Raw genomic sequence first — 13,333 nt, 5'->3', positions numbered from 1 at the left:
TGTCTTTTAGTTCTAAATAAGTCGTTAGCCGATAAAAATGCTGTAGCCTATAGCAGCCATACTTGATCCTAGAATAGCACCGGCCAAAGTATCTGTTGGGAAGTGGACTCCTAGCACGACGCGCGAGACTGCAACTGAAGCCGCCCAGGGATATAGGAAGGCACCTAGTGCTGGGTTGATTAGATATACCAGAGTCGCGAGCATGAAGGCTGCTGAGGTATGCCCGGATGGAAAGCTAAACTTATCCGATGCCGTAATAATGCTCTGAAAACCAGAAATAACCTGGGGCGGTCGGTTGCGCTTACACGAATTCTTCAAGAAGAAATAAATAATACGCTCGAGAACTAAGGTAGCAACTGACAGTTGAAATAGCCCCCAGTGGGAGCTAACCAAACTGTATAAGATTAAAAATGAATAAAAGTATCCATCGGCGGTGAAAGAGATTTTTTTGGCGATAGGGACAAGTAGCCTTTGACTATCTCTTTGGTGTAGCCAGCCAAATGTTACTAAGTCATAGTGAGCTGCATATTCAAGTAAACGCATCGTCTCTATCTGCCATACCCTATATTTGCTGTATAGCCTATAAAGCAAATATGACAGTTATGTGACTAGATGGTGACGGTTCGATGAAGTGATAGAGTAAAAGTGCTCAACCGGATGGGAGGTTGAGCACGGCGCGCTGGCTATGTTCGTTAAAAGAATTAACGAACCCAAATTTCTACACGTTGGTTCTTTGCGCGATTACCACCTCTAAGGTCTGCTACGGGCATAAATGCACCAAAGCCCTGTACAGGTGTGGTGCCGATTTTGTGTTTGTATAGCGCCGTTTTGACTGCGATGGCGCGCATTTTAGATAATACTTCTGCACGTTGTTCGCTTTGCTTGGCATCGCCAAAACCCACTAGAATAATATCCTTGTTTAAATTTTCAGGACGCTCCATAAAATCCACGAGTCTTAGAATATCGCGCTGGGCCTTGTTATCTAAGCTAGCGCTATCAGCTGCAAAGCGAATGTTAACGGAGAGTCGGTCAGCCTTTGAGACCACTTGCCGATATTGCTCAGGCGCTGATTCCTCGATGTCGCCAGCAATCTTCAAAATATTCTGTGAGACAAAGCCCACCTGATTGACAACATCTTGGCCATTATCGCTATGGATATAACTAATAAATTCACGAATGAGGGGCGTGGTATTGGTGGTTGGTGTGTAAAGAAATAAGCGGCGCGACAAAGCGTAGTCTTCGGTAGCAACAGAAGCAACCTTCGGTGGTAATGGCAATGTGCCTTGCTCTGATACCGAAATGCTTTTAGCCTCTCTTACTGAAGCTAAGCCGACAAAACCAATGCCATTTTTATCTCTGGCGACTGTATCGGATAACTCATCGTTTGATTCAAAACGCTGAGATTTTGGTGAAAGCGTGTAAGCTTTACCGAGTACCAGAGATTTAAACGTATCCCACGTACCTGAATTCCCATCTCTCGCATAAACCTGTATTTCTCCAGGGATACCACCGAGTTGCGCCCAATTAGTAATTTCGCCAGAAAATATTTTTGCAATTTGTTTTAGCTCTAGAGTGTTTAGCGGGTTTTGAGCGTTAACAATGACCGCGATGCCGTCTATAGCGATGACATGTTCACCTGAAAAACTTTTCAAATCACCAATATGTTGCAAACTTTCAGCTTCCGCACTCTTTATTCGTCTCGATGACATAGCAATATCTGCACTGTCCGTCATCAACGATTGAAAACCTGTAGATGATCCGTGTGCTGCTACGTCAACATACATGGTACGTTTGCCCAAGCGCCCCTGTATTCGATATTCATTTTCAACTTCAGAGTCGATCCGTTGAATATCGGTAGCACCTTTCGAAGAAAAATAATCTGTGAGTAGCACTTGCATAAGATTTGCGCCAACAGTGTTGGATCCGGCGACAGAAAAAAGCTTACCGTTCTGCTGGGTGGTAAAAGGTAGTAGTTCGCCTCGATCGTCTTCAGTGGCGGCGAAAGTTGAGGCGCAAACGAGTAACCCTATGAGAGAGTTTGAAAACCACCTAACAAATAAATGTGACATAAATATTTCATACCTCCAGACATCAGAAAAATCAGCCTACCAGGGAGTCGCGCTCGAAACCTGTTTTAGGCGGCGCGCATTGTACAAAGATTTGCGTCTATTTCCATTACCGGATTTGCGAAATAAATGGTGATTGGTTGAAATTTACTTTTCGTTGGTGTGTGGACATGCTTACATAGTTGACGTTGTACACATCAATTGGTGTGAAAATAGTTTGTAGGTAGACCGGAAGGTAAAAGGGGTGAACAAATTTTCTATATTTATTATTTTGAAAAAATTCTAACGATAAGGCGATTGGGTGTTGGGGTCTCGACGTTTTTTAAAGCGCGGATAAACCCATTGGAACTGCGAAGGGGCGATAGCAATTGCCTTCTCAATCGCGGCATTAATACTCTTTGCCGCAAGCACTGGGTCATCACTGTGTTGATTTTCTACATGATCGTAATGAACGTCAAATCCCGAATCTGTGCGGACAATAACGGCAGATAATACAGCCGCATTATTTTTTTTCGCTAATGATGATATCAATGTGCCGGTCAATGCGTCTCTATTAAAAAATGGCGCAAATACACCCATGTCGGCGCTTGGAATATGATCTGGGAGTAGTCCGGCGACATTACCAGCTTTTAAGTGCTTATATAAAATGCGTATGCCTTTCGGTCCGGCTGGGGCCAACAGGGTACCGTTCCGTGATCGTTGCTGATATATGTATTGGCTGATGAGAGGAACTTTTTCGTCGTGTAGATAAAAACAAGCGAATTGATGACGGCTTGTGATCAATGGTGCAATGATTTCCCAATTGCCGAGATGAGGAATGGCGAGAATTACGCCGTGGTTTTTATCAATGACAGACTCTAAAAGTTCAGGATTTACTTCCCGCACATAACCAAGCATTTTTTCTCTTGGCCACAGCCACACTGCGCCGGCTTCCATAAACCACATGCCTGCTTGGATAAAGCAGTCTTTCACTAGGACTTCTTTTTCTTCTTCGCTTAAATCCGGGAAGCAGATATTAATATTAACTCGGGCAAAGTGAACACGTCTTTTAAATGTGTAGTAATAGCCGACGCCCAAACTTCTACCTATTGCGCGTGCAACCTTCAGGGGAAGCCAGCTAGCCCCCCGTAAAAACAATCGGAACGCTAAGAAGCCAACTCGTTGGCCGAAGGAGGGTTTGGGGGAAGTGCTAGACATTAAAAAATACCGTGGAAAACGTGTTATTTAGACGAGGCTGACTTTCGAGCAACCTTTTTTCGTCCACTGGTTTTAGTGGGCGTTTTTGTCTTTCTCGCTTTTCCTTTTGTCGCATGTTTTTCTAGTAGAGGTTTTAGAAAATGACCTGTGTGAGAATGCTCAAGACTCGCGACATCCTCTGGTGTCCCTGTACCGATAATTTTTCCGCCACCACTTCCCCCTTCAGGGCCTAGGTCTACAATCCAGTCAGCGGTTTTAATGACATCGAGGTTATGCTCGATAACCACAACGGTGTTACCGTGATCACGTAATCGATGGAGTACATTGAGAAGCTGTTGTATATCGTAAAAATGCAAGCCAGTGGTGGGCTCATCGAGAATGTATAACGTACGACCGGTATCCCGTTTTGATAGTTCACGAGACAATTTGACGCGTTGCGCTTCCCCGCCAGATAAGGTTGTCGCTGCTTGGCCAAGTCGAATATAGCTTAGGCCTACATCCATTAAGGTTTGCAGTTTTTTAGATACAGCAGGAATGGCGTCGAAAAATTCTCGCGCATCTTCTACCGTCATATCCAACACTTCATGGATGTTTTTGCCTTTATATTTAATGTCCAGTGTTTCACGGTTGTAACGCTTGCCGTGGCAAATATCACAGGGCACATACACATCGGGTAAAAAGTGCATTTCTACTTTAACAACACCATCCCCTTGGCAAGCTTCGCATCGACCGCCTTTTACGTTAAAACTAAAGCGCCCAGCTTTGTAACCGCGAGAGCGAGCCTCTTGTGTGCCGGAAAACAATTCGCGAATAGGGGTAAATATACCGGTATAAGTTGCGGGGTTTGACCGTGGTGTTCGGCCAATAGGACTCTGATCGATATCGACACATTTGTCGAAATGGTCTAAGCCTTGAATGTCCTTATGTGGCGCGGCCTTCAATGTTGTGGCTTTATTTAAAGCGGTTGCGGCAAGCGGGTAGAGCGTATTATTGATCAGTGTTGATTTTCCGGAACCGCTAACGCCAGTAATACAGGTCATTAAACCTACAGGTATCCACAAGTTTACATTTTGTAAATTATTGCCACTAGCGCCTTCGATCATTAATTGTTTTTTATGATCAAATGGGGTTCGTTCTGCAGGAACAGAAATTTCACGCTCGCCAGAAATATACTGCCCGGTGATCGATGCAGGCGTCGCCATAATTTCTTTCGCTGTACCTTGTGCGATAACCTGACCACCATGTACGCCAGCACCAGGGCCAATGTCGATAATGTGGTCAGCACTGCGAATCGCATCTTCATCATGCTCCACAACAATGACCGTGTTGCCGAGATCACGTAAGTGGGTGAGTGTATTCAGTAGTCGTTCGTTGTCGCGTTGATGTAAACCAATGGAGGGTTCATCAAGGATGTACATTACCCCAACTAAGCCAGCACCGATTTGGCTGGCGAGGCGGATTCGTTGTGCCTCTCCTCCGGAGAGAGTTTCGGCGCTGCGACTCAGCGTTAGATAATTTAAACCAACATCAACCAAAAATCGCAGGCGATCCCGCAGTTCTTTTAGCACTTTATCGGCAATTTCAGCTTTGGCACCGACAAACTTTAAGTCGGTAAAATAATCGAACGCATCGCCGACTGGAAAATTGGTGATTTCAGGGAGAGTTTTATCTTGGATAAAGACGTTGCGAGCAGCTTCTTTTAGCCTTGCGCCACCACACTCCGGGCAATGTTGTGAAGATAAGTATTTTGATAAATCTTCGCGCACCATCTGTGAGTCGGTATCACGATAGCGCCGCTGCATATTGGGGATAACACCTTCAAAGCTGTGGGTGCGCGAATATACATCGCCACGGTCGTTAACGTAGGTGAAATCAATTTCGGTATTACCTGAACCGTGCAAAATAACTTGGCGGTCTTTTTTTCGTAGTTTTTTCCAGGGCGTATCGATGTCGAACCCATAGTGGTCGGCAAGTGAAGACAGCATGTGGAAGTAATAAATATTTCTTCGGTCCCAACCGCGAATAGCGCCTTCTGATAATGAAGCCTCATGGTTTTGTACGATACGATCTTCATCAAAAAATTGTTTTACACCAAGCCCATCACAGCTAGGGCAGGCCCCGGCCGGGTTATTAAATGAAAATAGGCGAGGTTCTAGCTCACTCAAAGAGTAGTCGCAATGCGGACATGCGTGTTTCGCCGAAAATACACGATCATCGGCATCGCCATCCATAAAGCTCATATGGACGATGCCATCTGTCAGTTGTAGAGCGGTCTCGATAGACTCCGCAAGGCGAGTTTTAATATCGTCGCGGACTTTGAAGCGGTCGACTACCACTTCAATGGTATGCTTTTTCTTCTTATCAAGTGTCGGGGTGTCATCTAGGTCAACGACAATGCCATCGATTCGAGCACGGATGAAGCCGTCACGGCGCAACTGCTCAAAAGCATGCAAGTGCTCACCCTTGCGATCTCGCACAATCGGCGCGAGTAGCATGACCTTGCTTCCTTCAGGTAAGGATAAGATTTGGTCGACCATCTCGCTCACCGTTTGCGCTGCTAGCGGCTCGCCGTGTTCTGGGCAGCGGGGTTCACCTACGCGGGCGAATAGCAGACGAAGGTAATCATATATCTCCGTAATGGTGCCCACGGTGGAGCGGGGGTTATGGGAGGTGGACTTCTGTTCGATTGAAATGGCAGGGCTGAGGCCTTCTACATGATCAACATCAGGCTTCTCCATCATCGAAAGGAATTGCCTAGCGTACGTAGAGAGAGATTCAACGTAGCGCCGCTGACCTTCGGCATACAAGGTATCAAAGGCTAGTGAGGACTTACCTGAGCCAGAGAGGCCGGTAATGACTACTAGTTTGTCCCGAGGGATATCGAGATTGATGTTTTTCAGATTGTGGGTGCGCGCACCCCGGACGAAAATCGTATCCACTACTGCTACCTACGCCATTCTGCGAACAAACCAAGCATTATAGTTGGTCACCCACCGAGAGTCGCCAAGGAATTGTCCAAAAATACCTATTGTTGAGGATCGGCTAGAATTGGATTGCCATTCCTTTGGCCTGGCTCCTTGATGTAATCCCAAGGCGACCCGTCGGTAGGAGTGGGAGTAGTATGCACGTCCTTTGCGGTTACTGTAAAGATATACAGTAAACATTTTATTGGACCAAATTTGGAGGTTTTGTCTTCTAAGTGTCCAAGGGCGTTAAATAGGGTAAATTGGGTTTCGATAAACACATTGTAAGTTTACCTTTCAAAACCATATGAGAAGCGTCCTAAATTTAGAGTCGGCGCTAGGAGGCAGTATGACTATTCAATTTAAAGAGCAGGTAGCCATTGTCACTGGAGCTGGCGGAGGTTTGGGCCGCTGTCATGCGCTGGAGTTAGCTGAGCGTGGAGCGAAAGTTGTTGTGAATGATCTGGGCGGTGCGATGGATGGCTCTGGTGGTAGTAGCGATGCGGCTCTCCAAGTGGTTGAGGAAATTCGCTCCGCTGGAGGGCAGGCGATCGCGAATGGCGCTTCCGTGACGGACCCTGCTGGCGTAGCTCAGCTGGTTGAGCAAACGCTCAGTGAATTTGGTCGAATAGATATGTTAGTCAACAATGCCGGTATTTTACGCGATAAAAGTTTTGCGAAAATGGACATGGCTGACTTTCAAACGGTTATCGATGTCCATCTAATGGGGTCCGTCTACTGTACCAAAGCTGTTTGGCCAGTGATGGTAGACCAGGGCTATGGCCGAATTGTGATGACGACCTCACCTTCTGGTTTGTACGGCAATTACGGGCAAACCAACTACGGCGCAGCAAAACTGGGCTTAGTTGGGTTCATGAATACCCTCTGTATCGAGGGTGCAAAATACAACCTCAAGGTGAATGCAATTTCACCTGTTGCCGCAACGCGTATGACGGAAAATCTAATGCCCGGCGAGGTCCTCGAGAAGCTCGGGCCAGAATTAATTACCCCTGGGGTAGTTTTTCTATGTTCCGAAGATGCGCCAACGGGTGCTATTTTGCAGGCCGCCGGTGGCACATTTTCGGTAGCTAAGATCGTTGAGAGCCCTGCTGTTAATTTGGGTGTAGATGCTAGCGCCGATGATGTTGCTGCAAACTGGGAAGACATTAGTGATCTCAGTGACGCCGCACCGAGAGTGAAATAACCTATTTTTAGATAAAACAGACTAGGAGATGTAAGCCTTGTCGAAGATCAATCAAGCACCAGTGCTTTTTCCCGGCGCACGCGTTCCTGACCGTCAACGAACGGTTGACTCTAGTGGCCTTCGTTTGGCTGTGTATGAATGGGGCGATGCAAGTGCGCCACCCGTACTGCTCGCTCACGGCGGCTTTGATTTTGCCAGAACCTTTGATGTGTTTGCTCCACTGCTTGCAGACGGAGGCTATCGAGTGGTTAGTTGGGATCATCGAGGGCACGGAAATTCCGAGCATGCTGATTTGTATAGCTGGGAAGCCGATGAGCGCGATTTGTTGGCTGTGGCAAACTCAGTGAGTCCGGGCCCGTTCCCTGTAGTCGGTCATTCCAAAGGTGGGGGTTTATTTGCACACATTATCCAAGCGTTGCCGCATCGTTTTTCACGGTTTGCTTCCATTGATGGTTTGCCATTTAGGCAAAACCTACCGGACGTTGCAAACAAAGAGCGCACCATAAAATTAAAGGACAAAGCAGCTAAGTTTTTAGATGATCGACGTCGTAGCCACGATATGACGCGTCGCCCCGGCACCGTTGCAGAATTGGCCACTCGCCGCGCGCCTATGAACCCGCGCCTTACCGACGAATGGCTTCAATATATTGTGTACTCCGGCGGGTATGAGGCTGAAGATGGGTGGCGATGGAAAATTGATCCGTCGCTCCGTATGGGTGGTTTTGGCCCTTGGCGCTCACGTTGGGTGACAGATCGGTTACCCGGTTTTCCCATTCCATTGCTTGCACTTTTCGGTACGGAATCTGAACCGATGGGTTGGGGCGTAGACCCTGAAGCCATCAAAAAATATATGCCGAGTCATGCGCAGGTAGAAATACTCGAAGGCGTTGGCCATTTTTTACATATTGAGAAGCCGACATTAACCGCTGAGCTGGTGTTGAACTTTTTAGGCCGGGAGGGAGCATAATGAACGACATTCAGTTTCTGACTCACGGCCGAATTCAGCTTGCGCTGCACATACTATGCGAAAACAGCGAGGGACCTGCGCTGCTATTGCTGCACGGCCTAGGCGAAAACTCGCCAGCTCGCCTGCCGGATGAATATAAAAACTGGCCGGGCCCAATCTATGCGCTAGATTTCACCGGCCACGGGCAATCAACTGTCCCTCGAGCAGGCGGATACACCTGTGAAATATTGATCGCAGATGTAGACGTTGCCTTGGCAAGTATTGGCCCAGCGACAATCGTTGGTCGTGGGCTAGGAGGCTATATTGCCGTGTTGATCGCAGGCTGTCGCCCAGAGCTCGTAAAGGGCGTGGTGATTCGTGACGGAACTGGGTTGGCAGGTGGAGGCCTGGGTGCAAATTCACCTTATATCGGTATGCCCGATGTATCACAGCTCATTACCCCCCCCCGATCCGTTCGCGATAGTTGAGTTGGCGACGGATGTGCGACCGCCCGACTATGTTGCAGAATTTGTCCGCCTGGCGGGTGAGTTTTCCGAATTGTCCCGACCTATTTCGGTCGCTGCTTGTGAGCGAGCGCCTTGGCTGGATGCAGTTGTGGCGGAAATGGGTGTCGAAGTATCTTCATTATCTGAAGCGCTAAAGTGTTATGCCGAGCAGTCAGCATAGGATTCTCATCTCGTGAGCATGCTCACGCCGTCTTCCCTGTGGGCTCGTCGTTAAGCGAGCTCCAAACTGGCCTCCATGCCTGGTGCCCTATGATAGGGGCATAAACACCGCGCACACATTGTTGCATGGTAAAAGTTGGCGACTGGTCTCAAACCAAACCCCGAAAATTGTTCTCTATTAAATCCTTCTATAAACGTTGTAAGCTGTCGATTGTGTTGCGTTTTCGAGAGCGCTTATTGGCGCGAACTCCAACACCGCAAGCCTGTCCAAAGCCGAGAGTGAAATTCATTGCTGACTTTTAGGCGCAGAAGAGGAAAGAAATATGAATAATGATAACTATGCAAAGACTTTATCGTGTGCGCGTGTATTATTCGGCGCGTTAAGTTTAGTGGTGATGGCTAACGTGGTTGCCGCAGAAGACGAGGGGGCGCTATCTGTTTCCCATGACGGCTTGGAAGTTGTTACAGATAAGCGGAATACAGAGGTGCATTTATTACCCGATGTCGACTGGTCGAAATATGGTCAGTATATGTTGGTGGAGCCCCAGGTCTCATTTAAGGAAAACTGGCAACGAGATTACAATCGAGAGCAGCGCAGTTTAACTACGAAAGTAAAAGACAAGGATATGCTGCGTATTAAGCGTAGTGTTGCCGATAACATGTCAGAAATTTTGACCGATGTGCTTAGTGAAAAATCTGATTTAACGGTAGTCCAAGAGGCAGCCAGCGGCGTATTGTTATTGAAGCCCATCGTGACAAACCTCGATGTAACGGCACCAGATTTACAAACGGCGACACGCTCGAAAACTTACGTCAGGTCTGCAGGGAGTGCGACAATATCTCTCGAGATATACGATAGTGTTAGTGGCGCAATCTTAGGCCGTTGGATTGATCGACGAACAGCGCCTGATTATGGTTACGCCCAGTGGGCTACTCGAACCAGCAATCGTCGCGAAGCGCGTTTGGTGATTCGTCATTGGGCAGAGCGCTTGGTAGAGGGGCTCCAAGAACTTCGTCAGTAAAAAAATTACTTGCTACCCATCCCAGCACGTCACTAGAAACCTGTGCTGGGCACAGCGCTCATCACGGGTCTATTTTACTTTTTTGTGGTAAAGCCGCTCAAATTTTCTGGAAACACTATTCGTTTAATTAGCCGATTTTATATTAACCACTTTTGTATCAACTTATGGATGCTGAATGGAGGTCGTCCTATGAAAAAAACAATGCTTACAATGCTTTCGCTAGCCCTGAGTGCGCCGCTCTGCGCTGATGGATTCGACGCGGGTGTCACATTAAACCCACAAATTGGCTATTACGGCTTTGATAGCAAGCGAAATATTGAAGATGAAAGTTTTATTGGCTTAGGGGTCGGCTATCAGTTTGCAAACCCTTGGGCGATTGAATTCAATTATCTTACTCTCGAAACTGACCCGGATAACTCACTGTTTAATCTAGATGTGGACTATGACCAAATTCGGTTCGATGGTTTGTATCACCTAAGTGATGATGAAACGTTTCGACCCTATCTTGCTGCGGGTATCGGTCATGGTGAGTTTGATGCGGGAGCGTTCGATGCAAAGGAGACGCAATTAAATCTCGGCGGTGGTGTTAAATACTTTTTTAATCGTAACGTGTCTTTGCGTGGTGATGCTCGAGCCTTCTATGGGTTTGATGACGAAACGGTTGATTTCGCGCTAACGCTGGGTCTCAACCTTTGGCTTGGACAAACGTCGTCTTCGCCTTCTAAGCCGAGCACCGCCGCACCAATCGTCATGGCGGAAAAAGATAGTGATGGAGATGGTGTCCTAGATGGAGCCGATAAGTGCCCGACTACTCCAGCCAATACGACTGTCGATTCGGATGGCTGCATCCCAGACTCAGACAACGACGGTGTTGCCGATAATATCGATCAGTGTCCTGATAGTTCAGCGGGCGCAAAAGTGGATGCGAAAGGCTGCTATGAAATGCTGACTGAAACTCGCACCATTAATATTAACGTCAAGTTTCCAAATGATTCAGCCGTGATTCCAAGCGAGTATCGCTCCGAGGTTGAAGCGGTTGCGACCTTTATGACTGAATACCCCCAGACATCAGTGGTTGTCGAAGGGCATACGGATGATCGCGGTGCAGCTCAATATAACCAGCAACTGTCAGAGCGGCGTGCTAAAGCGGTTGCCGATATGCTAGCCAGTGATTTTAATATTGCGCCTGGCCGCATCTCTCATGTCGGTAAGGGCGAGACATATCCAATTGCAGACAATGGAACCGTAGAAGGTCGAGCAGCAAACCGACGGGTTGTTGGCGTAGTCAAAACGACCGTGGAAACTAGGGCTAAATAACGTTCAGTTTCAAACGTAAGCAACCCCTGTAAACCGGCGCACTAGCGCCGGTTTTTTTTTGCTTGTTCGTTTTTCTAGAGTTGTGCCCCATTGTAATTTAGGTATCGCTCGTTGGTGTCCTCACATAATAACAAGTTAGCTTAAATAACGAGATGTTAAGAAGGTGGCGATCTTAAAGAACGCTGATGTAGTGCTACAGGTCAATTGGTTTAGGAAAGCTCCCGTCAATTATTGATCTTCCCCCCTTGTTAGCTATACCTAATAGAGAAGGGAAGTGTTCTCGTTAATGATGGGTGTATCTATGTACCTGAGTATTAGGATCAAAATTTTATTGATACTCGCGGCAGCTATTGTCGGCTTTGCGGTGTATCTTGCCGCTAACGCTTGGTCTCTAAATAAAAATAAAGCGAACCTGGAAGAGCTGACTGCAAAGCATTTTCCTGCATTGCAGAAGGTAAAAGAAACGGTTGTTCTGCTGGAAAGCATTGAAGATTCAATGCAGTTGGCCGTGACAACAGGTGACCTTGAAGAGCTATCGAGTACGGAAGAGCTTAGAGCTGATTTGGCCAGTCGACTTGAAGAAGCCGGGCGCTTGGTAGCGCCAATTCAGTCAGACACTAAAGCTGCGCGTGAAGCCTTTGAAACTTATTATCGTTTGGCACACGACCTATCTGAAAGCATGGTGGATGGTACGGTCGATTTTGCAAATATTCAGACCCTAGCCTCGAACAAAAGGGAACGCCTTGAAGGTGTCGCATCTCTTTTAAATGGGCTAGAAAGAAAACAATCCCAGCAGTTGTCCGCCATCATCGATAGCACCAATGAAAATTCCCAGTTCGCATTGTTGTTGGGAGTGTTTATTGGGCTGATCACTATCGTCGTGTTGGTGTTTGTTTCCGTTTCAATCGCTTTTGGCGTCACCAAAAAACTCAACACTATTACCGAAACACTACTGGATATGACGCGAGGGTCAGGCGATCTGCAAAAGCGTCTTCCCGGGACCACTCCTGACGAAATTGGCAAACTAGTCAATGCATTCAATGCATTTATTGAAAAACTACAGCATGTCATTACGGATGTCATTGCAACGGCTGATCCTCTCAGCGTGGTTGCCAGCGAACTAAATCAAATTGTTGACAGCACCAAACACCAGATTACTAGTCAGCGGAATGCTAGCGCGGATGCCACTCAGGCTGCGAGAGAGGTAACAGAGAATATTGCGCACGTATCTGAAAATGCGAAAACAGCCGCTCACGAAGCGGATTCTGCGATGGAAAAGATTGGTGTTGGGCAGCAGGTATTAAACAGCACGGCATCAGCTATTGAAAGGTTGGCGAATGAAATCGAAAGCACAAGTGGTGAAGTATCACGCTTGGAGTCTGATACAAATTCAGTGGGCGTGATCCTGGATGTCATCAGGGGTATTGCAGAGCAAACCAATTTATTAGCACTGAATGCTGCGATTGAAGCAGCACGAGCAGGGGAACAAGGTCGTGGTTTTGCTGTGGTCGCGGATGAGGTTCGTAGCCTTGCGTCAAAAACACAAGATAGTACAGAAGAAATTAATAACTTAATTACCCAACTGCAACAAAATGCAACTGCAGCGGCAGAGTCAATGATGAAACGCACGGACGAGGCGCGTAAAAGTGTTGAGGAGGCCAGTAGCGCTACAGCGCATCTGCAAGACGTTGTTGATTCCATGTCCAGGATCCATGAGATAAATGGGCGCGTAGCAAATGCGGTTGAGTCAGAAAAAGAACTTGCTGAACGCATTTCTAACCGTGTTCAACATTTGGATGAAATTGCGGAAACAGTCGATAAACAATCAAAATCACTAGAAAGCTCAAGTCAAAACTTGGTAACCCAAGCTGATCGCTTGAGAACAATTACCAGTCAGTTCTCTGGCTAGGTTGCTGAATTGAGAGTAAGGAG

Annotated in this window: 11 protein-coding genes; 7 read left to right on the top strand and 4 right to left on the bottom strand. The window is 47.2% G+C overall.

The window, feature by feature from the left end:
* Positions 1-24: 24 nt before the first annotated feature.
* From ACZ5NB_RS12930 to uvrA, 4 genes are all read right to left on the bottom strand, one after another.
* On the bottom strand, positions 25-543 hold the full coding sequence (locus ACZ5NB_RS12930) for a phosphatase PAP2 family protein (RefSeq protein ID WP_460234937.1): 519 nt from the start codon (positions 541-543) through the stop codon (positions 25-27).
* 158 nt (positions 544-701) lie between these two features.
* Positions 702-2,069: a substrate-binding domain-containing protein gene (locus tag ACZ5NB_RS12925; protein ID WP_460234938.1), complete on the bottom strand. Its 1,368-nt coding sequence runs from the start codon at positions 2,067-2,069 to the stop codon at positions 702-704.
* A gap of 279 nt (positions 2,070-2,348) precedes the next feature.
* Entirely contained in the window at positions 2,349-3,263 is a 915-nt protein-coding gene (locus tag ACZ5NB_RS12920) for a lysophospholipid acyltransferase family protein (protein WP_460234939.1), read from the bottom strand.
* Between the two features lie 23 nt (positions 3,264-3,286).
* Positions 3,287-6,202, bottom strand: coding sequence for an excinuclease ABC subunit UvrA (gene uvrA / locus ACZ5NB_RS12915; protein ID WP_460234940.1), 2,916 nt, complete (start codon positions 6,200-6,202; stop codon positions 3,287-3,289).
* A gap of 373 nt (positions 6,203-6,575) precedes the next feature.
* Here uvrA and ACZ5NB_RS12910 point away from each other — a divergent pair, with 373 nt between their 5' ends.
* From ACZ5NB_RS12910 to ACZ5NB_RS12880, 7 genes are all read left to right on the top strand, one after another.
* The gene (locus tag ACZ5NB_RS12910; RefSeq protein ID WP_460234941.1) at positions 6,576-7,430 is read left to right on the top strand and encodes an SDR family oxidoreductase; all 855 of its coding nucleotides are present in this window, start codon (positions 6,576-6,578) and stop codon (positions 7,428-7,430) included.
* A gap of 37 nt (positions 7,431-7,467) precedes the next feature.
* Entirely contained in the window at positions 7,468-8,397 is a 930-nt protein-coding gene (locus ACZ5NB_RS12905; RefSeq protein WP_460234942.1) for an alpha/beta fold hydrolase, read from the top strand.
* Positions 8,397-8,864: an alpha/beta fold hydrolase gene (locus ACZ5NB_RS12900; RefSeq protein ID WP_464107555.1), complete on the top strand. Its 468-nt coding sequence runs from the start codon at positions 8,397-8,399 to the stop codon at positions 8,862-8,864. The genes ACZ5NB_RS12905 and ACZ5NB_RS12900 overlap by 1 nt, the downstream gene beginning before the upstream one ends.
* 13 nt (positions 8,865-8,877) lie before the next feature.
* Positions 8,878-9,063, top strand: a complete 186-nt coding sequence (locus ACZ5NB_RS12895) for a hypothetical protein (protein WP_464107554.1) — start codon at positions 8,878-8,880, stop codon at positions 9,061-9,063.
* Between the two features lie 322 nt (positions 9,064-9,385).
* Positions 9,386-10,084, top strand: a complete 699-nt coding sequence (locus ACZ5NB_RS12890; RefSeq protein ID WP_460234944.1) for a DUF3313 family protein — start codon at positions 9,386-9,388, stop codon at positions 10,082-10,084.
* 189 nt (positions 10,085-10,273) lie between these two features.
* On the top strand, positions 10,274-11,401 hold the full coding sequence (locus tag ACZ5NB_RS12885) for an OmpA family protein (RefSeq protein ID WP_460234945.1): 1,128 nt from the start codon (positions 10,274-10,276) through the stop codon (positions 11,399-11,401).
* 301 nt (positions 11,402-11,702) lie between these two features.
* A complete protein-coding gene (locus tag ACZ5NB_RS12880; RefSeq protein WP_460234946.1) occupies positions 11,703-13,310 on the top strand; it encodes a methyl-accepting chemotaxis protein in 1,608 nt (535 codons plus the stop codon).
* The last annotated feature ends 23 nt before the right edge of the window (positions 13,311-13,333 follow it).

Source organism: Aurantivibrio plasticivorans, assembly GCF_055392955.1.
This window is presented reverse-complemented; position numbering and strand designations above follow the sequence as displayed.

Excerpts from the sequence above, each read along its gene's own strand:
- ACZ5NB_RS12910 (WP_460234941.1), top strand. The coding sequence starts at position 6,576 with ATGACTATTCAATTTAAAGAGCAGGTAGCCATTGTCACTGGAGCTGGC.
- ACZ5NB_RS12930 (WP_460234937.1), bottom strand. The coding sequence starts at position 543 with ATGCGTTTACTTGAATATGCAGCTCACTATGACTTAGTAACATTTGGC.
- ACZ5NB_RS12880 (WP_460234946.1), top strand. The coding sequence starts at position 11,703 with ATGTACCTGAGTATTAGGATCAAAATTTTATTGATACTCGCGGCAGCT.
- ACZ5NB_RS12890 (WP_460234944.1), top strand. The coding sequence starts at position 9,386 with ATGAATAATGATAACTATGCAAAGACTTTATCGTGTGCGCGTGTATTA.
- ACZ5NB_RS12885 (WP_460234945.1), top strand. The coding sequence starts at position 10,274 with ATGAAAAAAACAATGCTTACAATGCTTTCGCTAGCCCTGAGTGCGCCG.
- ACZ5NB_RS12925 (WP_460234938.1), bottom strand. The coding sequence starts at position 2,069 with ATGTCACATTTATTTGTTAGGTGGTTTTCAAACTCTCTCATAGGGTTA.
- ACZ5NB_RS12900 (WP_464107555.1), top strand. The coding sequence starts at position 8,397 with ATGAACGACATTCAGTTTCTGACTCACGGCCGAATTCAGCTTGCGCTG.
- ACZ5NB_RS12920 (WP_460234939.1), bottom strand. The coding sequence starts at position 3,263 with ATGTCTAGCACTTCCCCCAAACCCTCCTTCGGCCAACGAGTTGGCTTC.